Here is an 18,513-nt window from a genome sequence, read left to right on the forward strand (position 1 = left end):
CGAGCCCGACTGACTGAGGAGCCCCCCGTGCCTGAGTCCACCCCCGCCAGCCCGGAGCCCATCGACGACGGCCTCTCCGAGGCACCCGACACCCCAGAGGGTGAAGGGTCCGGCGTCGGCCAGGCCCCCTCGGGTGCCCCGGACCGGCCGTCGAACGCGCCGGGCTCACCGACCCCGGACGGCCCGCAGCGCCCCGGCACCCCCACCGCACCGACCGCGCCGGCGCCACCGGCTCCGAGCGGCGGCAGCGGCGGGCGGGGCGGCTGCATGACCGCCATGCTCGGCCTGATCGTCCTGGTCGCCGCACTGCTGGGCATCGCCGCCCAGTTCTAGCCGTTTGTCGGGTGCTCCCGGGCGCAGCCCTCCCGCTACGATGCGCGACGACATCCACGGGGAGGAACGCCACATGTCCGAGAGCACCCGATCGCCCGACGATTCCCTGCTGCCCCAGGACTCCGACGACACCCCTTCGCCCTTACCGGCGGCGGAACCCGGGGCCGGCAGGCCCGAGGCGGACGTCGCGGTCGCCGCGCCCGAGGCGGACCTCACGGTCGTCGCCTCCGAGGCGGACGCGGGCGCCGGCGCGCGGACGCTCGACGGTGACGCCCCGGCGTTCGCAGTCGGTGACGAGCTCACCGAGGCACCGGTCCGGCCGCGGCGGCGGCTCGCCGTGGTCCTGAGCGCCGCGGCGGTCGCGGTCGCCGTGCTGCTCGGTGGCGGCGCCTTCGCGCTCGCCAGGATGTGGAACGGCCCGACCGGCACCCTGCCGGAGGACCTCGTGCCCGCCTCGGTCGCCGCGTTCGCCCGCATCGACCTCTCCCCCGGCATCGGCCAGCGGGTCAAGGTCGAGGCCCTGCTGCGCAAGGCCGGCGGCAACGGCCCGAAGACCCTGGACGACACGAAGCGCGACATCTTCGCCGACCTCGAGGCGCCCATCGGCTACGACGACGTGGCCTCCTGGTTCGACGACCGGATCGGCGTCGCCATGTGGGCCGCCCCGGAGCCGGACGCCAAGGCCGTCACCCTCGTCGTCGCCTCCTCCCGCGACGACGCCAAGGCCCGCAAGGCGCTCACCGCCGCCCAGCAGAAGGCCGGCACCGACGACCTCGGCTTCGTCGTCGGCGACGGGCACGTGCTGCTCGCGTTCGACGGCAAGGACCTCCAGCGGGCCGCGACCGCGGCGGCCGCCGCGGCGGCGAAGGCCCCGCTGTCGAAGGATCCCGCGTTCACCGCCGCCGTGGCGAAGCTCCCCGCCGGCCAGCCCGGCCTCGCGTGGGCCGACCTGGCCCGCGCCGGCGACCTGACGCAGGCGTTCTTCGCGTTCGACGGCGACCTCGAAGGCGCAGAAGGCGAAGAAGGCGGAGAGGCCGGCGCCGAGGTCGCCGGGCCCCCGGTCGCGCTGCCGGAGCTGAAGGGCACGGTCGTCGTCGGCGTCCAGGCCGGCGACGACGGTCTGGAGCTGCGGGCCCGCGTGTCGGGCGGCTCGGGCCTGCCGCTCACCGCCACCTCCACCGGCACCGACGCGCTCGCCCTCCTGGGCGCGCTGCCCGCGGACGCGACCGCGGCCGGCGCCGCCGGCGGCCCGCTCGGCGACCTGTCGCTCCTCGGCGGTGCCGGCATGATCCTGTCCTCGACCCTGTTCCCGCTCGCCCAGTTCGGCGGCCTCGCCGGCGACATCGACCTGGACGACCTTCCCCCGCCGCCGGGCGGCGATCCCGATCTGGTGATCACGCTCCCGCCGGGCGTCGACCTCACCGACCCGGCGGCGATCGAGAAGTACTTCCGGGAGCACCCGGAGCTGGGCGACGGCGGCGTGGTGCGGTCGTTCACGACGACCCTGCCCAGCTCGGAGGCGGTCCAGAAGGCCATCCAGGCGCTGGACAAGGCGATGGCCGCCGCGACGTCGGTGACGTTCGCCGTGGCCGGGCCGGAGCCCAAGGAGCACGAGCTGAGCGAGCCGCTGCAGGTCGACCTGCGGCTCGCCGACGCCGCCGCGGCCAAGCAGCTGCAGGCCGACCTCGCCGAGCTGCTGAAGGCCGGTGGGACGGTGTGCGAGGTGCGCGAGGAGCACGTGGTCCTGCGGACGAAGACGTTCGCTGCCGGTACCAGCGGAAAACTCGCCGACAGCGAGCGCTTCCGGGCCGCGACCGCGGGCGGGGTCCCCGGCGCCACCGCTGCGTTCTACGTCGACGGCGAGCGCGGCGACACCGCCCCGGCCAAGGGGATCGGCGTGACCGTCGGCCACGACGGCGGCGACACCGTCGTCATGGCCCGGGTCCTGATCGGCTAGACCTCCACCACCTCGCGCCCGAGCGGCCAGAAGGCGACCGGCACGAGCTTGAAGTGGGCGATCCCGAACGGGATCCCGATGATCGACAGGCACAGCGCCACCCCGGCCGTCACGTGGCTGAGCGCCAGCCACCAGCCGGCGAGCACGACCCACAGGATGTTGGCCAGGCCCGTCGCCACCCCGGCGTCGGGCTTGGCCTGCACCGTCCGCCCGAACGGCCAGAGCGAATACAGGGCGAGCCGCCATGACGCCACCGCGAACGGGATCGTCACGATGAGCACGAAGCAGATCGCCGCGGCGAAGGCATAGCCCACGAACAACAGGAAGCCGCCGCCGAAGATCAGCCACAGCACGTTCAGCACGAAGCGAATCATGCTTCGATCATGCGCCTGCCGCGCCACCGGCGAGGGTGACGACGTCGTCGGCGCAGCCCCAGGAGAGGGTGACGCCGGCGCCGCCGTGGCCGTACGCGTGCACGAGGCGGACGCCGCCGGGCAGCCCCACCGGGTCGGCCTCGACCCTGGCGCCGCCGTGCCGCGCGGGCCGCAGCCCCGCCGCCTGCCACAGCACCGGCGCCCCGGCCAGCTCGGGGACCAGCTCGGTGCAGCGGGCCAGGATCGCCGCCGTGGTCGCCGGGTCGACGGCGGTGTCCCACTCGCCGGACTGGAACGTGCCGCCGAGGACCACGTCCCGGCTGCGGGGATGGACGTACGTCATGCCCGCCGGGTGTTCCTCGTCACGCACCGAGGTGACGAGGCCGGGATTGGCGACACCGACGATCTGGCCGCGGGCGGGGTGCACGGCGGGGTCGTCCGCGAGGTCGCGGGCGGCGAGCCCGGTCGCGTTGACCACGACCCGCGCGCCGGCCACGAGCCGCGGCACGTCGGCGAGGCGCTCGACCCGGTGCCGCAAGAGCCGCCCGCCGGCCGTGCCGAACCGGTCGAGCAGGCTCCGCAGGTACACCGGCATCTCCACGGAAGGGACGGTGAAACGCCACTCGCCCGGCCCCTCCGCGAAGTCCGGGACGGCCGGGGCCCACCAGGGCGTCACGTGCGGGCGGCGCAGGATCATGCGGGTGGGCCGGGGCACGACGCCGGGCACGCCCCGCGCCGCCTGCGCGGTCAGCTCGTCGAAGGTGCGGCCGGCCCAGCTCAGGACGCGGGGGTCGGCGTCGGTACGGGTGGGGTACCAGACCGCGGCGGCCAGACTCGACACGGTGCGCCCCGGCTCGTCGGCGGTCACGACCGTCACGGTGTGCCCGTGCTCCTGCAGGCGGACGGCGCAGGTGAGCCCGATGATCCCGGCGCCGAGAACTGTCACGTCGCTCATGTCTTCACTGTGTGGTCCTCGCCGCCGCGGCGTCCAAGACCGGCTCGTTGCGGTCTGATAAGCCTGGCTTATGGAACTGCGGCGGCTGCGGTACTTCATGGTCCTCGCCGAGGAGCTGCACTTCACGCGGGCGGCGGCCCGGCTGCGCATCGCCCAGCCGGCGCTCAGCCAGCAGATCCGCGTCCTGGAGCGGGAGATCGGCGCCCGGCTGGTCGAGCGGGGCCGCGGCGGCTGCGCGCTCACCCCGGTCGGCGCGGTCGTCGCGGCGGAGGCGGTCACGCTGCTGGCGGAGGTCGCCGCCGCCGAGGAGCGGATCGCCGCGGCGGTGCGCGGGCAGGGCGGGCGGCTGCGGTTGGCGTACACGCGATCGGCCCGCGGCGGCAGCGTCGACGAGCTCGTCGAGCGGTTCCGCGCCGCGCACCCCCTCGTGGAGGTCGTGCCGGAGACGGGCTGGACCGCGCCCAACGTCGCCGGTCTGCTCGCGGGGCGTTACGACGCGGCGTTCGTGCGGCCGCCGGTCGACGACCCAGGCATCCGGTGGCTGCCGATCGGCACCGAGGAGCTGCTGCTCGCGCTGCCCGCCGGGCACCCCCTGGCCGCGCGCCGCCGGGTGCCGCGGGAGCTGCTGCGCGGCGAGCCGGCGGTGATGTGGCCGCGCGACAACGGCCCCGGCATGTACGACCGGATCGTCGCGCAGGTCTGGCCCGGTGGCGGCTTCGTGCTCGCCCGGCACGAGCCGGACGACGAGCAGCTGCTGCGCTCGGTGGCGGCGGGCGGCGTGATCGCGGCGGTGCCGTCGGGGCGCGCGACGGCGCTGCGGGTGCCCGGCGTGGTCCTGCGCCGGTTCACCGGGGTGCCGCCGACCGTCGACATCGGCCTGGCGTGGGCCGCTTCCAGCAGGAATCCGGCGGTCCGCGCCCTGCTCGCACTCGTGTCGCCTTAAGGCCGGCTGGACCCTACCTTAAGTGAGAGCGCTCTATCGACCGATTTCCATAAAGGTTATTTACTGTTAACAATCCTTCCTTTACATTGGCCGCATCACCCCCACTGCACGAAGGGAGCGATCGATGCGAAGAACGGTCGCGCTGGTTCCACTGGCGCTCGGCGCCGTCGCCACGTCACTGCTCGCGTCCGCCCAGCCGGCGGCCGCTCACGGTTACGTTTCTTCCCCCGCCAGCCGTCAGGCGATGTGCGCCCAGGGCCGGGTCGCCAACTGCGGCGAGATCGTCTACGAGCCGCAGAGCGTCGAGGGCCCGAAGGGCCTGATGAGCTGCAGCGGCGGCAACAGCCGGTTCGCCCAGCTCGACGACAACAACAAGGGCTGGCCGGCGACCGCCGTCGGCAACTCGGTCACGTTCAACTGGGTGCTCACCGCCCGGCACTCCACCAGCACCTGGGAGTACTTCGTCGGCGGCACGCGCATCGCGGTCGTCGACGACGGCGGCCGCCAGCCCGGCGCGACCGTCTCCCACACGGTGAGCCTCGGCGGGCGCACCGGCCGGATCATGGTCCTGGCCCGGTGGAACATCGCCGACACGCCCAACGCCTTCTACTCCTGCGTGGACCTGCAGGTCGGCGGTGGCGGGAACCCCACCCCGACGCCCACCCAACCCTCCCCCACGCCGACCGCGAACCCCACCCCGACCCCGACCACGCCGCCCGCGGGTGGCACGTGGGCGGCCGGGACCGCGTACAAGGCCGGTGACCGCGTCACGTACGGCGGCGCCACCTACCAGTGCCGCCAGGCACACACCGCCATCGCCGGTTGGGAGCCGCCCAACGTCCCGGCGCTCTGGCAGCGCGTCTAGCTCGATGCTCGCGGGGGCGCCCGTCCGCCGGGCGCCCCCGGTTCCTGGAGGAGGAACGGATGCGATTCCTGGTACTGGTCTCGGCGTTGCTCCTCGCCGGCTGTGCCGCCGCCCCGGCGCAGCCGGCCCCTCCCGGCGCCGCCGGGGGCACAGCCTCGTCCCGGGTCTTCAACGACACCGACGTCATGTTCGCCCAGATGATGGTCGCCCATCAGGCGCAGGCGCTCGCGATGGTGCGCCTGGCCCGCACCAAGGCGGTCCGCGAGGACGTGCGGACCCTGGCCGCCGCGATCGACGTCACCGAGGCCGACGAGACCAAGACGATGCAGGTCTGGCTCGAGTCGTGGAACCAGCCCCCGACCGCCGCCCCCGACTCCCACTCGGGCCACGGCGGCGCCCACGGCACGAACGCCGACGACATCGCCGCCCTCGCCACCTTCGACGGCACCGCGTTCGAGCAGCGCTTCCTCAACATGCTGGTGGCCCACCAGCACAACGCGGTCGAGATCGCCCGCATGGAGACCGGCTCCGGCGTCAACCCCGGCGCCCTCGACCTGGCCAAGCGCATCACCGACTCCCGCACCGCCGAGATCCAGCAGATGCTGCGCTATCTGGAATCCCCGTAACGCTTCCGGGACCCCGCCGCGTATCGACGCCCATTACCTTGGGTGTCGACGACGGCTTCGGCGGACGGGGGTCTGCAATGCTGACACGAAGCAAGGTGTGGCTGGTCGCGACGGCGGTCGCGGTGATCGGTCTGGCCGCCGGGTTCGGGGTCCGGTGGCTGACCCGCGGCCCCGGCACGACCACGACGCCGATCGCGTCCGTCGCCACCGCCGCCGGCAACAGCCCTGAGCTGGAGGTGTCGCTCACGTACTCCAGCTGCGACGCGCTCGACCACATCGACGTCGCCGAGGACGCCCGGACCGTCACCCTCACCGCCCACCTGCGCTCCCGGGCCCCGGACTCCTGCGGCACCGTCCCGACCACGACGACGTCCACCCCGGTCCCCCTGAAGGCCCCGCTCGACCGCCGCACCGTCGTGGACGGCGCCACCGGCTCGACGATCCGGACCGGCTGACCGTTCCCAGCCGCTATTCGCAGCCGATGCCGTCGCCGTCGCGGTCGAGGTCGTAGACGTCGTCGCCGATGACGCGGACGGGGCCCTGGACGTATGACGGGCCGTTGCCGCTGCCGCCCTTGCAGTCGACGTCGACCGGGTCGTTCGGCACGCACGGGGTGTAGTTCGGGTTGCAGTTCCCGGCGGGCTTCGTGGTCGCCTTCGTGGTGGGTGCCTTGGTCGGCGCTTTGGTCGCCGGGTTCGTGGCGGGGTTCGTCGTGGGGTTCGTCGCCGGGCTGGTGGTCGGCGGTGGTGCGGTCGTCGTGGGTGGTGTCGTCGCCGGGGCGCTCGTCGTGGTGGCCGTGGCTTCGACAGCCGCCGAGGACGTCTGCGGCAGCGCGAGCGCGCCCGTCCGGGCAACGTCGCGGGTGTCTTCCGGGCGCTCGGTGCCCGCGCCGATCGCGGCGATGCCGCAGATCCCGACGACGAAGACCACGAAGGAGACCATCGCGATGGTCGGGGCCCGGCCGGAGCGCCGGCCCCGCTGGTTGATCGGCGGTTGAGTCACCTCGGGAAGTCTGCTGCCGGCGCCATCTGGCGGACAGTAGCCGAACGGACGCGTCTGGTGAGATCGACGGCTGATCGCGGCCGCGAACGGCGGAGCGTGCATAGACTCGGGCACATGAGCGTGACCAACTGGGCGGGGAATCTGACGTTCGGCGCCGCCCGGGTGCATCGACCGTCCACGGTGGACGCGGTGCGGGAGATCGTGGCAGGGGCGGAGCGGGTGCGGGTGCTCGGGTCGGGGCACTCGTTCAACGACATCGCCGACACGCCGGCGGATCTCGTGAGCGTGGCGGGGCTGCCGGCCGAGCCGCGGATCGACGCGGCGGCTGGGACGGTCACCGTGGCCGGCGGGGTGCGGTATGGCGAGCTGGCCACGTTCCTGGACGCCGAGGGGCACGCCCTGCACAACCTCGGGTCGCTGCCGCACATCTCGGTGGCGGGGGCGGTCGCCACCGGCACGCACGGGTCCGGCGCGGCCCTGGGCAGCCTGGCGACGGCCGTGGCGGGGGTCGAGCTGGTCACCGCCGGCGGGGAGCTGGTGCGGCTGGAGCGGGGCGACCCCGACTTCGCGGGCAGCGTCGTGGCGCTGGGCGCCCTCGGCGTGGTCGTGGGCGTGACGTTGGAGGTGCGGCAGTCGTACACCATCCGCCAACACGTCTTCGAGCACCTGCCGCGGAAGGTCCTCGACGCCCGCTGGGACGAGATCGCGACCGCGGGCTATTCGGTGAGCCTGTTCACCACCTGGGCGGGCGACACGGTCGATCAGCTGTGGCTCAAGCTCGCCGACGGGGAGGAGCCCGACGGGTTCGGCGCGGTGCCGGCGACGCGGCCGATGCACCCGATCGCCGCGATGCCCGCGGTCAGCTGCACCGAGCAGGGCGGCGTGCCCGGTCCGTGGCACCGGCGGCTGCCGCACTTCAAGCTGGAGTTCACGCCGAGCAGCGGCGAGGAGCTGCAGAGCGAGTTCTTCGTGGCGCGGCAGGACGCGGTGGAGGCGTTCGCCGCGGTCGAGCGGCTGCGGCACCTCGTGACGCCCGTGCTGCAGATCTCCGAGATCAGGGTCGTGGCGGCCGACGACCTGTGGCTGAGCCCGACGTACGGGCGGGACAGCGTGGCGCTGCACTTCACCTGGATCAAGGACGCCGAGCGGGTCGCGCCGGTCGTCGCGGCCCTGGAGGAGGCGCTGGCGCCGCTGTCGCCCCGGCCGCACTGGGGCAAGGTGTTCCACCACGCGGCGCGCCCTTCGCGCCTCGCCGACTTCCTCGCGTTGCGTGACCGGCTCGACCCGGACCGCAAGTTCAGCAATGCGTTCGTGGAGCGGCATCTGGCGGCGGAGTAGATTTCACGGCGTGCGTATCGCTCGTTTCGCCCACAGCAGTGGCATGTCGTTCGGAGTCGTCGAGGGCGAGCCCTCGGCCGGGCTCGCCGGGCTCACCGTCGCGGAGATCGAGGGTCACCCGTTCGGGGAGCTCCGGTTCACCGGTCAGCGCTGGGCCGTCGCCGACGTGCGGCTGCTCTCGCCGATCCTGCCCAGCAAGGTGGTGTGCGTCGGGCGCAACTACGCCGACCACGCCGCGGAGCTCGGCAACGACGTGCCGAAGGAGCCGCTGCTCTTCCTGAAGCCCTCCACGTCGGTCATCGGCCCCAACGACGCCATCCGGATCCCGCCGCAGTCGCAGCAGGTCGAGCACGAGGCCGAGCTCGCCGTCGTGATCGGTGTCACAGGCGCCCGCCGCGTCGACCGGGCCGGCGCCGCCGCGGCCATCTTCGGCTACACCGCCGCCAACGACGTCACCGCCCGCGACCTGCAGCGCAAGGACGTGCAGTTCACGCGCGGGAAGGGCTTCGACTCCTTCTGCCCCATCGGCCCCTGGATCGTCACCGGCCTGGACGTCAGCGACGTCGAGGTCCGCTGCGAGGTCAACGACGAGGTCCGCCAGCTCGGCCGCACCAAGGACATGGTCTTCGACGTGCCGACCCTTGTGTCATATGTCTCACACGTCATGACCCTCCTCCCCGGCGACGTGATCCTCACCGGCACCCCCGCCGGCGTCTCCCGCATGGTGGCCGGCGACGAGGTGACCGTCACGATCGAGGGCGTCGGCGCGCTCACCAACAAGGTCCTGACCTTGGAATAGGCGTTTTTGCGACAACCGATTTGGCCTGGTGCGTTCGCTCCGGTAAAGTTCTCAACCGGCGCCAACAGCGCCGATGGGGTATGGGGTAATTGGCAGCCCAACTGATTCTGGTTCAGTTAGTCTAGGTTCGAGTCCTGGTACCCCAGCACCGCAGCAAGATCGCGGTGCTGTATTGTTCCACCGCACGACACAGCAACAAAGAGCAAGACCTGGGGCCCCGTCGTCTAGCGGCCCAGGACGCCGCCCTCTCAAGGCGGTAGCGCCGGTTCGAATCCGGTCGGGGCTACAGTCCAATGGGTCCACCCTGTTCACGGGGTGGACCCGTTCGCGTTGGTGGACTTCCGCATCCCCCCGCGCAGCGGCTCCGCCGCCGCTCCCCAGTGGGGGATTCTCACCCCACACCCCCAATGCTCCGCTTCGCGTCGCACCGCTCGCTGCGCATCGCGGGGGCGGGGCTTGCTTCGCATCGCCCCGCTTTGGGCGGCCCGCCCAGCCGGAACACCCCCCTCCCATCCGTTCGTCCCCACGCCGCTGCGCTGTCCGCGTTCTTTGGTCATCGCGATGGCCGGACCGCCCGCCACCCTCATGGTCGGCCCACCACCCGGCATGGGACCGGTCAGCCGGCCTACACCGCACGGGGCAGCACGCCGCACAGGCAGCCCCGCACCGTCACGGTCGGCTCATCCGACATGGACATCACGCTGGACAGGCCGTCGTGCACTACACGCCGCCCGGTCCACCCACACGAGCCGTCGCGCCGTCCGGTCCACCCCGCAGGAGTCACCGCGGCGCCCCGACTTCACCGCGCCGCACGGGGGGCTGCGCCGGGTCGTCCGATACTTGAACCGACACCGGGCCGGGCCGCGCCGTACGGGCCAGCACGCCGCCCAGCCCACCCCTTCATGGGCCACCGAGCCACACGGCGCTTCGAGGGCGGCGATTACACCGTCACACCAGCGCCGCACGGGGCACGGGCCGTCGCGCAGTCCGGCCCACCTGCATGCGTGACCGCACCGATCAGCGGCTTCGAGGGTGGCGATCGCACCGCCACACCAGCACCGCACGGGGCGCCACACCGGGCCGTCCAGCACCTGGCCACCGCGGCGCCGGCCCGTGCGGCACGGGCCAGCATGCCGCACAGCTACACCGCACCGTCACGGCCGACCTGTCCCGCACGGGGCAGCACACCGCGCGGCCAGCCCCGCACCATCACGCCCGCCCGATCCAGCTCGCACGGGTCGCCGCGCCGCTCGGTGGGTTCAGGGGTGGCGATCGCGCCGCCACACCCAACGCGCACGGGGCGTCATGCCTCGCCGGGACAGAACCTGGCCACCACGGCGTCGGTGCACGCCGCACGAACCACCACGGGGCGGGGCATCACCGTGCGGGTCAGCGCAGAGCAGAGCATGGGGATCGTCTGCTCAATCCAGATGGGCTGTCTTGCCGTTGCTGCGTCTAGCGTGATCCTCACGCCGCTGGGCCCACCCCCCGCACCCCTGGGCAGGCCCGCATGGGTCACCGTGCCGATGAGCGGTTTCAGGCCGAGCGGGCACGCCGTCGCGCACGACACCGCACGGGGGGCGCCACGCCGTGCCGGGCAGAACCTGAACACCGCGCCGCACGGACCATGCGCCCATAAACGGCGTTGCTGGAGGGCGCTGTGGGCCGGTGGAATCAACCCCACTGGGCCGCTGAGCCCATCGGGGGGCGCCGACCAGATGCCGCACGGGGACGACGTGGCACGCCGTGTGGAGGGTGCTCGGAAAGCGCGGGGGCTCGTTCGTGCTGCTGGGGCCAGACCTGCGGAGGCGGAGCGGCCCGCTCGAGCGGGGTGCCCGCCCCGGCCGGTCCAACAGTGGCGGGGCGGGCGGAGTGGTTGGTGGGTGGGTCAGGCGTCGCGCTTCTTGAACAGGTAGGCGGCGACGAGCAGGAGCAGGGCGGTCCAGCCGGCGAAGACGGCCAGGCCCTGCCACTGGGTCAGCAGCGGGTCCGGGGGGAGGGTCGGCTTGTAGATGAGCTGGCCCGCGTTGGTGGGCATCCAGGCGTGGATGTGGGCGCCCCACGTGCCGGGGAGCAGGGCGGTCAGGTTGGAGACGACGAGGATCAGGCCGAGTACGCCGGTGATGGCACCCGCGGTGTGGCGGATGATGGCGCCGAAGGCCAGGGCGAAGAGGCCCAGGACCGTCAGGTAGAGGCCGGCGCCGAAGACGGATCTGGTGATGCCCGGGTCGGAGAGGGTGACCGGGATGTGGTCGGACATGATCCAGCGGCCGGTGAAGAAGGCGGCGAAGCTCAGGAGCTCGCCGACGGCGAACATGAGGAGCGCGAAGACGAGGACCTTCGCGGACAGGACCAGCAGGCGGCGCGGCTGGGACTGGAGGGTGGAGCGGATCATGCCGGTGGTGTACTCGGCGGAGACGACCATGACGCCCAGGACGGCGACGATGAGCTGGGAGATGAAGACGGGCTGGTCGATGATGATCTGGAGGGGTTCGGCGGCCAGGGCGGCCTGGTCCTCCAGTGAGAACGACGGCCACTGGCGCATGAGGAGCCAGGCGATGAGCGACATCAGGCCGACGGAGATGGCGGCCATCGCCACCAGGGACCAGGTGGTGGAGCGGACGGTGCGCAGCTTCGTCCACTCGGAGCGCAGCAGGCCGTCGAAGCCGGCGCGGCGGGCCGTCAAAGTCGTCATCGGGTCCCCCGGTATTCGACGCTGTCCTTGGTGAGCTCCATGAACGCCTGCTCCAGCGACGCCTGCAGGGGCGCCAGCTCGTGCAGCCGCAGGCCGTGCGCGAAGGCCAGGTCGCCGATGTCGCGCATCGGCAGCTCCGTGACGAGCAGCGAACCGTCGGGCTCGGCGACGGCGGTGGCGCCGGCCGCTCGTACCAACGCCGCCAACGCCGACACGTCGGGCGTGCGCACGCGGGTGGCCAGGACCGAGTTCTGCTCGATGAACTCCTGGACCGTGCAGTCGGCGATCAGCCGGCCGCGGCCGATGACGAGCAGGTGGTCGGCGGTCAGCGACATCTCGCTCATCAGGTGCGACGAGACGAAGACGGTGCGGCCCTCGGCGGCGAGGGACTTCATGAGGTTGCGGATCCAGAGGATGCCCTCGGGGTCCAGGCCGTTCACGGGCTCGTCGAACATGAGGATGCGCGGGTCGCCGAGCAGGGCCGTGGCGATGCCGAGCCGCTGGCCCATGCCGAGCGAGAAGCCCTTCGACCGCTTCCGTGCGACGGCGGTGAGCCCGACGATCTCCAGGACCTCGTCGACGCGGCGGCGCGGGATGTTGTTGGTCTGCGCGAGGCAGAGGAGGTGGTGGTACGCGCTGCGCCCACCGTGGATCGCCTTGGCGTCCAGCAGCGCGCCGACCTCGAGCATCGGGTTGTCGAGGCGGCCGAACGGGCGGCCGTCGATGGTGACCCGGCCGCTGGTGGGGGCGTCGAGCCCGAGGATCATCCGCATGGTGGTGGACTTGCCGGCGCCGTTCGGGCCGAGGAACCCGGTGACCTGGCCCGGCCGCACGGTGAACGACAGCTGGTCGACGGCGACGCGGTCGCCGTAGCGTTTGGTGAGGCCGACAGCCTCGATCATGGTGTGCCTCCCGTTGTAGCTGCAGCGGAAGGTATTCGAGTGTTGCTGTGGCGAGGGTGAGAGGACCTGAGACGGGCCTCAGCCGATCACGTTCACCGCGCGGGCCACGACGAGCAGGACGGTGGCGAGCGAGACGGCGGACTCGACGAGCATGCCGGCCTTGGCCCAGGTGGACATCGGCAGGGTGTCGGTCGGGCTGAACGCGGTGGCGTTGGTGAACGACAGGTAGAAGTAGTCGAAGAACCCCGGCTCCCAGTCGCGGGGCACGAGGTCGCCGGCGGTCATCTGGGCGAAGAGGAAGTCGGGGTGCGGGTTGCTCCCGTCGGCGCGCGCCGCCGGGCCTCCGCGGTCGCCTTCCCAGAACCAGAGGGCGAACACGATGACGTTCGTCAGCCAGATCGCGGCGGCCCACAGCAGCAGATGTGACGGCGCGATGTGCCCCTGCCCGAACAGCGCCCGCACGAGCAGCGCCGCCGACCACGCGGTCGCGACGCCGAGCAGCGCGGCCAGGCAGATGCTCAGCGGCCGCAGGATGCGGGTCTCCCGGTTGATCCGCAGCGGGTTGACCACGACGACGCTGATCAGCAGGGCCGCCTCCAGGCCCGGCAGCAGCCAGCGCGGGCGGGGCGCCAGGTCGGCCGGCAGCAGCAGGTGCACGGCCACCGCGACGGCGATCGCGAGCGCGGCGGGCCACCGCTGCTCGGCCTCGGTGCGCCGCAGCCAACCCGGTCTCGCATCGCTGCTCACGCGGCTAACGTACCGTGCGACGTGTGGCGAATCACGACCTGCACGCGCACGTGACCTGTGTGGCCGCCCCCGCGACGTGGTTGTCGGGGCCGTCCGGTCAGCTCACCGGCGGCGCCGACGGGCTCTACGTCGAGGACCGCCGGGTGCTCGCCCGGCTGGAGATCACGGTCGACGGCGTGGCCGTGGCGGCGCGGGACGTGCGTCGCACCGGTGCTGCTTCAGCGGTTTTCGCGGATGTACGGGGAAACCTCGCCATCGCACGTAACCGGCTGGCCGAGCCGCTGGGTGGCACCGAGACCATCTCGTTGGCCAACAAGGCCGGCGAGCCGCGGGTGGTCACGCTGGCGGTGGCGGCCGCGACGGACTTCGCCACCACCGGCGCGGTCCGCGACGGCTCCACAGTGGACATGGTGCCGCTGCTCGCCGGGGCGCGGTCCGGGGACGGCATGTCGGTCCGCCTCGACGCCACGCCGGCGCCCGATGAGGCCGGCGACGCGTTGCGGTGGACCGTCACGCTGGCGCCCGGGGAGCAGTGGACGGTCGAGCTGCGTTTCACCCGCACCGACGTCCCGCCGATCCCGCGGGCCAAGCGGTTCAGCACGCTGCGGGTCGCGGCCGGCGACGCCCGGCTCGACGCGCTGGTGCGCACCGGCGTCCAGGACCTCGACGCGCTGCGCCGCGGCGATCTGTACTACAGCGCCGGCAGCCCGTGGTACCTGACGCTGTTCGGCCGGGACGCGCTCTGGTCGGCGCGGCTCGCCCTGCCACTGGGGACCGACGTCGCCGCCGGCACACTACGAACGCTCGCCGCCCACCAAGGCACCGCGACCTCGGCGCAACAAGGCACTTCGGCTCACCAAGGCGCTTCGGCCGAGCAGGACTCCCCGAAACAGCAAGACACCTCGACCCGCCACGACATCTCGTACACCGGCGAAACCGAAGAAGAGCCCGGCCGGATCCCGCACGAGATCCGCCGCGAGGACGCCGCGCACCGACTGCCGCCGGTCTATTACGGCACCGTCGACGCGACCGCGCTCTTCGTCTGCACCCTCGCCGACGCGTACCGCTGGGGCATGCGCCCCGACGCCGTGGAGGCCCTGCTGCCCGCCGTCGAGGCCGCCCTCGCGTGGCTCGCCGGGCACGGCGGCCTCGTCACCTATCGCACCACCGGCGCCGGCCTCACCCACCAGGGCTGGAAGGACTCCGCCGACGGCATCCAGTTCGCCGACGGGCGCGTCGCGAGCGGGACCCTGGCGCTGTGCGAGGTCCAGGCGTACGCGTACCAAGCCTTCCGCGAAGGCGCCGGCCTGCTCGACGCGTTCGGCCGCCCGGGCGCCGAGCGGTGGCGTTCGGCGGCGGCCGACCTCGCGGACCGGTTCCGGGCCGCGTTCTGGTGCCCGGGCGGCTTTCCGGCGCTCGCCGTCACCGGCACCGGCGAGCAGGTCGACGCGGTGGCGTCGAACATGGGCCACCTGCTCGGCACCGGCCTGCTGTCACCCGCCGAGAGCGCCGCGGTCGCCGGCTGGCTGACCCGCCTGCGCTCCCCGTTCGGGCTGCGGACCCTCGCCCGGTCGTCGGCCGGCTACGACCCCGGCTCCTACCACGCCGGCTCGGTCTGGCCGCACGACACCGCGATCGCGCTGCTCGGCCTGGCCCGCGACGGCCACCGCAAGGAGGCGGCGGCGCTGGTGGGCGCCCTCCTCGACGCCGCCGGACGCTTCGATTTCCGGCTGCCCGAGTTGTACGGCGGCGACGACGACGCGACGCCGTACCCGGCGGCGTGCCGCCCGCAGGCCTGGGCCGCCGCCGCGGGGCCCGCGCTGCTCGTCGCGCTGCTGGGCCTGGACGTCGACATCCCCGCCGGCCGCGTCACGTTCGACCCGCTCACCCCGTCGCCGGTCGGCGCGTTCCGCGTCCGCGGCCTGAAGGTCGCCGACGGCCTGCTGGACGTCTCCGTCTCCGCCGACGGCGCCGTCACGGTCCACAATGGACCCGTCGGCGTCGCGTTCCTGCTCGCCGACGGCACCCCCGCGAAGATCGGGTCTACTTCGGCGGGGTGAGGCGCAGGATCGCACCGGCGAAGTCGTCGCTGACGAGGATGGAGCCGTCGGCGTCGAGGGCGGCGTCCACGGGGCGGAGCCAGGGCTTGCCGGCCTTCGTGTCGACGAGGCCGCTGAGGAGGTCGACCGGGTCGCCGGGGCCGCCGGTGGTCCACGGGACGAAGACGACCTTGTAGCCGACGGGCTTCGTGCTGTTCCACGAGCCGTGCAGCGGCACGACGGCGCCCTCGAGGGCCGGCACGAAGGTCAGGCCCAGCGGCGCGGTGTGCGCGGGCAGGCCGAGGTCGATCGGGTCGGCCTTGGTGCAGTCGGCCCTCTGGCCGTCGCGGTTGAGCTCGTAGTCGCGGTGGAACGGCAGGTTGTGGGTGCCGTTGTCGCTGTTGGGGTTGCAGAACGGCCAGCCGTAGAAGCCGCCGTCGCGGACCTTGATGAGCTCCTCGACCGGGTACTGGTCGACGAACTGGCTCATCCGCTTGCCCTTGTCGGACTTGCCGTCGCCGTCGACGTCGCGGTCGTCGGGGACGAGCGTGTTGTCGCGGTTGTTGACCACGGCCCACAGCTCGTCGGTGCCGGGCCGGAACGCCAGCCCTTCGGCGTTGCGGATGCCGCGCGCCAGCAGGTGCCTGCCCGCGTTCTTCCCCGCGGCGTCGAACGTGTAGATCGCGGCGCGCTGCGGGTCGCTGACGGTGTCCTCGACGCACGCGTTGCAGGTGGAGGCGATCGACACGTACAGCTTGCCGTCCTTCACCGCGATGTTCTTCAGCACGTGCGCGTAGTTGCCGCGCAGCTCCGGCGTGCTGGTGTCGGGAAGCCCGTCGACGACCACCTGGCCGTCGTGCGCCTTGAGGTCCCCGCTCTGGTACGGGTAGCGCACGACCTTGTCCGCCTCGGCCACGAACAGCCACGTCGCTCCGCCGACCTCGGCGAACACCATGTCGTGCGGCCGGTTGAGCCCGGACGCGAACTCGGTGACCTTCCCGGCCCGCACCACGCGGACCTTGCCCTGCGCGGGCTGGGACACCAGCAGGTCACCGCTCGGCGTGACCGCCAGGAACCTGGCCTTCTCGACCCGCGCGTAGACCGACGCGCCCCACCCCGCCGGCATCGTCACGTTGCGCGCCACGTCGAACGGCGCCCCGTTCACCCCCGCGCCCACGGCGACCTTGACGCTCGTCGGCTTCCCGAGCGCCAGCGCCGGCGCCCCCGCCGAGGCGCCTCCCGCCGTGGACGAGCTCGGCGCCGCCGGCTCGCCCCGCTCCTCCGGCTCGCCACCACACCCCGCGAGCAACAATGTGCAGGCCGTGGTCGCCGCGAGCAGTGCACCGAGCTTGCGCATGCGTGTGACGGTACAACCTAAGCTTGTCGCGTGCTCTCAGACGACGCCCGCAGGGCCGCCCACGAGGCACGGGTCGACCGGTGGATCGTGCCGCACCTGGAGCGCCGCCGCCGCGGCGAGAAGCACCCGGTGCTCGACTTCCTGTTCACGTACTACTCGTTCCGGCCCGCGCAGCTGCGCCAGTGGCGTCCGGGCGGCGCCCCGCACCGCCGGCCGGAGACCGTCGCCTGGGTCCGGGACCTGCTCGTGGCGACCGCGGCCAGACCCCCGCACCTGGGCTGCTTCGGCCTGCACGAGTGGGCGATGGTCTACCGCCAGACGCAGGACGAGCTCCGCCACAACGCGTGGCCGCTGCGCCTCGGCCCCACCGGCACCGACGCCGTCGTCGAGGCGAGCCGCATCCGCTGCAGCCACTTCGACGCCTTCCGCTTCTACACCGCCCCCGCCCGGTCGCTGAACCTGCTGCAACCGACCCGCGAAACCCAGCTCGCCAACGAGCAGCCAGGCTGCCTGCACGCCAACATGGACCTGTACAAGTGGTCCTACAAGCTCAGCCCGCTGACCCCCGGCGAACTGATCGCCGACTGCTTCGAGCTGGCCGCCGACATCCGCACTCTCGACATGCAGGCCAGCCCGTACGACCTGGCCACCCTCGGCTACCCCCCGGTCCCGATCGAAACCCCCGAAGGCCGCGCCGAGTACACCCGCCGCCAACGCGACCTGTCCGACCGCGCCACCCCCCTGCGCGCCGCCCTCATCACCCACTGCGACACCGCCCTGCCCCAAGCCGTGGAACAGTAGGCCGCGCCGAGGATGCGGCCGCGGCCCTCGTCTAGCCGGCGGTCACGACCGACCTGCGCACAACCCGATCGCGGTGTTGGACTGGCCCAGGTCGTGCAGGCCGTCCTCAGCGGCGCGGCAGGACCCAAGCGCCGCCAGTTGCCCGACGACCGATTTGCTGTGAAAGGACTCGACGTGCCCGCAGAGTTCGAGGCGAAGGTGCTCGACATCGACCCGGCCGCGATGGCGGACCTGATTCTTTCCAAGAACGGCAGTGAGGTCAGCACCCCGACGCTCCAGCGCCGCTACGTGTACGACATCGTCGCGGGCGACGAGAGCAAGTGGATCCGGCTGCGCGACAACGGCACGAAGACCACGCTCGCCGTCAAGGAGATCTCCCACGACGGTATCGACGGCACCTACGAGGTCGAGGTCACCGTGGACGACCTGGACGCGACGAACGAGCTCCTGGGCTTCCTCGGTTTCCACCCGAAGTCCTACCAGGAGAACCGCAGAACCAGCTTCACCCTCGACGGCGCTCAACTGGAGATCGACGAGTGGCCGATGATCCCGCCGTACCTGGAGATCGAGGCCTCCTCGCCGGAGGAGGTGCGCCGCGTCGCCGCCCTTCTCGGGTACGAGGAGTCGCAGCTCACGAGCGAGAACACCACGAAGGTCTACAAGCGGTACGGTATCGAGCTTGGCGAACATGAGGTCGTGAGCTTCTCGTGACCTCGGAGCCTCCCTCTGGGCAGTCCGCTTGATCGGTCCCCCGGCCGCCGGCTCCGGGCAGCGGCCCGC

General features: G+C 72.7%; 18 protein-coding genes and 2 tRNA genes. 13 read left to right on the forward strand and 7 right to left on the reverse strand.

All coding sequences use genetic code 11. The annotated features are described in order from the left end of the window. Window positions 1–27 precede the first annotated feature (27 nt). Window positions 28–333 (forward strand): hypothetical protein, encoded by a 306-nt coding sequence (locus AB0J72_RS03825; protein ID WP_363394091.1) that lies wholly within the window; start codon window positions 28–30, stop codon window positions 331–333. Window positions 334–406: 73 nt separating this feature from the next. Next, window positions 407–2,290 (forward strand): hypothetical protein, encoded by a 1,884-nt coding sequence (locus AB0J72_RS03830; protein WP_363394094.1) that lies wholly within the window; start codon window positions 407–409, stop codon window positions 2,288–2,290. On the opposite strand, the gene AB0J72_RS03835 is transcribed toward AB0J72_RS03830, so the two are convergent. Both AB0J72_RS03835 and AB0J72_RS03840 read right to left on the reverse strand, forming a co-directional pair. Continuing rightward, window positions 2,287–2,664, reverse strand: coding sequence for a YccF domain-containing protein (locus AB0J72_RS03835; RefSeq protein ID WP_344508034.1), 378 nt, complete (start codon window positions 2,662–2,664; stop codon window positions 2,287–2,289). The two genes, AB0J72_RS03830 and AB0J72_RS03835, sit on opposite strands and share 4 nt — an antisense overlap. 7 nt (window positions 2,665–2,671) lie before the next feature. Next, complete coding sequence (locus AB0J72_RS03840) at window positions 2,672–3,619, reverse strand: FAD-dependent oxidoreductase (protein WP_363394097.1); 948 nt, start codon at window positions 3,617–3,619, stop codon at window positions 2,672–2,674. A gap of 70 nt (window positions 3,620–3,689) precedes the next feature. Here AB0J72_RS03840 and AB0J72_RS03845 point away from each other — a divergent pair, with 70 nt between their 5' ends. The 4 genes from AB0J72_RS03845 (at window position 3,690) to AB0J72_RS03860 (ending at window position 6,508) form a co-directional block, all read left to right on the forward strand. After that, complete coding sequence (locus AB0J72_RS03845) at window positions 3,690–4,562, forward strand: LysR family transcriptional regulator (protein ID WP_363394100.1); 873 nt, start codon at window positions 3,690–3,692, stop codon at window positions 4,560–4,562. 124 nt (window positions 4,563–4,686) lie between these two features. After that, window positions 4,687–5,427, forward strand: coding sequence for a lytic polysaccharide monooxygenase (locus AB0J72_RS03850; protein WP_363394102.1), 741 nt, complete (start codon window positions 4,687–4,689; stop codon window positions 5,425–5,427). Window positions 5,428–5,486: 59 nt separating this feature from the next. Continuing rightward, window positions 5,487–6,053, forward strand: a complete 567-nt coding sequence (locus tag AB0J72_RS03855; RefSeq protein WP_363394105.1) for a DUF305 domain-containing protein — start codon at window positions 5,487–5,489, stop codon at window positions 6,051–6,053. Between the two features lie 77 nt (window positions 6,054–6,130). Further along, on the forward strand, window positions 6,131–6,508 hold the full coding sequence (locus AB0J72_RS03860; protein WP_363394108.1) for a hypothetical protein: 378 nt from the start codon (window positions 6,131–6,133) through the stop codon (window positions 6,506–6,508). Window positions 6,509–6,521: 13 nt separating this feature from the next. Here the strand turns inward: AB0J72_RS03860 and AB0J72_RS03865 are convergent, their stop codons facing one another. Continuing rightward, window positions 6,522–7,055, reverse strand: a complete 534-nt coding sequence (locus AB0J72_RS03865; protein WP_363394111.1) for a hypothetical protein — start codon at window positions 7,053–7,055, stop codon at window positions 6,522–6,524. Window positions 7,056–7,169: 114 nt separating this feature from the next. On the opposite strand from AB0J72_RS03865, the gene AB0J72_RS03870 reads away from it, so the two are divergent. The 4 genes from AB0J72_RS03870 to AB0J72_RS03885 all read left to right on the forward strand — a co-directional run bounded on the left by AB0J72_RS03870 (window position 7,170) and on the right by AB0J72_RS03885 (window position 9,478). Then, complete coding sequence (locus tag AB0J72_RS03870) at window positions 7,170–8,393, forward strand: FAD-binding protein (RefSeq protein WP_363394113.1); 1,224 nt, start codon at window positions 7,170–7,172, stop codon at window positions 8,391–8,393. A 10-nt stretch (window positions 8,394–8,403) separates the two neighbouring features. Then, window positions 8,404–9,192 (forward strand): fumarylacetoacetate hydrolase family protein, encoded by a 789-nt coding sequence (locus AB0J72_RS03875; RefSeq protein ID WP_344508050.1) that lies wholly within the window; start codon window positions 8,404–8,406, stop codon window positions 9,190–9,192. A gap of 74 nt (window positions 9,193–9,266) precedes the next feature. After that, window positions 9,267–9,338, forward strand: a tRNA-Gln gene (locus tag AB0J72_RS03880). Between the two features lie 67 nt (window positions 9,339–9,405). Beyond that, window positions 9,406–9,478, forward strand: a tRNA-Glu gene (locus AB0J72_RS03885). Window positions 9,479–11,080: 1,602 nt separating this feature from the next. Here the strand turns inward: AB0J72_RS03885 and AB0J72_RS03890 are convergent. The 3 genes from AB0J72_RS03890 to AB0J72_RS03900 all read right to left on the reverse strand — a co-directional run bounded on the left by AB0J72_RS03890 (window position 11,081) and on the right by AB0J72_RS03900 (window position 13,536). After that, complete coding sequence (locus tag AB0J72_RS03890; protein ID WP_363394116.1) at window positions 11,081–11,887, reverse strand: ABC transporter permease; 807 nt, start codon at window positions 11,885–11,887, stop codon at window positions 11,081–11,083. Further along, window positions 11,884–12,789, reverse strand: coding sequence for an ATP-binding cassette domain-containing protein (locus AB0J72_RS03895; protein ID WP_363394119.1), 906 nt, complete (start codon window positions 12,787–12,789; stop codon window positions 11,884–11,886). The genes AB0J72_RS03890 and AB0J72_RS03895 overlap by 4 nt, the downstream gene beginning before the upstream one ends. A gap of 78 nt (window positions 12,790–12,867) precedes the next feature. Beyond that, window positions 12,868–13,536 carry a hypothetical protein gene (locus tag AB0J72_RS03900; protein ID WP_363394122.1) on the reverse strand — a complete coding sequence of 223 codons (669 nt, stop codon included), beginning with the start codon at window positions 13,534–13,536 and terminating at the stop codon, window positions 12,868–12,870. Window positions 13,537–13,559: 23 nt separating this feature from the next. Here AB0J72_RS03900 and AB0J72_RS03905 point away from each other — a divergent pair, with 23 nt between their 5' ends. Next, complete coding sequence (locus tag AB0J72_RS03905) at window positions 13,560–15,596, forward strand: glycogen debranching N-terminal domain-containing protein (RefSeq protein WP_363394125.1); 2,037 nt, start codon at window positions 13,560–13,562, stop codon at window positions 15,594–15,596. On the opposite strand, the gene AB0J72_RS03910 is transcribed toward AB0J72_RS03905, so the two are convergent. Further along, the gene (locus AB0J72_RS03910; protein ID WP_363394127.1) at window positions 15,580–16,932 is read right to left on the reverse strand and encodes a gluconolaconase; all 1,353 of its coding nucleotides are present in this window, start codon (window positions 16,930–16,932) and stop codon (window positions 15,580–15,582) included. The genes AB0J72_RS03905 and AB0J72_RS03910 overlap by 17 nt on opposite strands. A gap of 30 nt (window positions 16,933–16,962) precedes the next feature. Here AB0J72_RS03910 and AB0J72_RS03915 point away from each other — a divergent pair, with 30 nt between their 5' ends. Together AB0J72_RS03915 and AB0J72_RS03920 are read left to right on the forward strand one after the other, a co-directional pair. After that, window positions 16,963–17,733, forward strand: coding sequence for a 3-methyladenine DNA glycosylase (locus AB0J72_RS03915; protein WP_363394130.1), 771 nt, complete (start codon window positions 16,963–16,965; stop codon window positions 17,731–17,733). A 174-nt stretch (window positions 17,734–17,907) separates the two neighbouring features. Continuing rightward, a complete protein-coding gene (locus AB0J72_RS03920; RefSeq protein ID WP_363394133.1) occupies window positions 17,908–18,444 on the forward strand; it encodes a CYTH domain-containing protein in 537 nt (178 codons plus the stop codon). The last annotated feature ends 69 nt before the right edge of the window (window positions 18,445–18,513 follow it).

The organism is Dactylosporangium sp. NPDC049742, assembly GCF_040674675.1.
Lineage (GTDB): Bacteria > Actinomycetota > Actinomycetes > Mycobacteriales > Micromonosporaceae > Dactylosporangium > Dactylosporangium maewongense.

Excerpts from the sequence above, each read along its gene's own strand:
- AB0J72_RS03830 (WP_363394094.1), top strand. The coding sequence starts at position 407 with ATGTCCGAGAGCACCCGATCGCCCGACGATTCCCTGCTGCCCCAGGAC.
- AB0J72_RS03835 (WP_344508034.1), bottom strand. The coding sequence starts at position 2,664 with ATGATTCGCTTCGTGCTGAACGTGCTGTGGCTGATCTTCGGCGGCGGC.
- AB0J72_RS03840 (WP_363394097.1), bottom strand. The coding sequence starts at position 3,619 with ATGAGCGACGTGACAGTTCTCGGCGCCGGGATCATCGGGCTCACCTGC.
- AB0J72_RS03845 (WP_363394100.1), top strand. The coding sequence starts at position 3,690 with ATGGAACTGCGGCGGCTGCGGTACTTCATGGTCCTCGCCGAGGAGCTG.
- AB0J72_RS03850 (WP_363394102.1), top strand. The coding sequence starts at position 4,687 with ATGCGAAGAACGGTCGCGCTGGTTCCACTGGCGCTCGGCGCCGTCGCC.
- AB0J72_RS03855 (WP_363394105.1), top strand. The coding sequence starts at position 5,487 with ATGCGATTCCTGGTACTGGTCTCGGCGTTGCTCCTCGCCGGCTGTGCC.
- AB0J72_RS03860 (WP_363394108.1), top strand. The coding sequence starts at position 6,131 with ATGCTGACACGAAGCAAGGTGTGGCTGGTCGCGACGGCGGTCGCGGTG.
- AB0J72_RS03870 (WP_363394113.1), top strand. The coding sequence starts at position 7,170 with ATGAGCGTGACCAACTGGGCGGGGAATCTGACGTTCGGCGCCGCCCGG.
- AB0J72_RS03890 (WP_363394116.1), bottom strand. The coding sequence starts at position 11,887 with ATGACGACTTTGACGGCCCGCCGCGCCGGCTTCGACGGCCTGCTGCGC.
- AB0J72_RS03895 (WP_363394119.1), bottom strand. The coding sequence starts at position 12,789 with ATGATCGAGGCTGTCGGCCTCACCAAACGCTACGGCGACCGCGTCGCC.
- AB0J72_RS03910 (WP_363394127.1), bottom strand. The coding sequence starts at position 16,932 with ATGCGCAAGCTCGGTGCACTGCTCGCGGCGACCACGGCCTGCACATTG.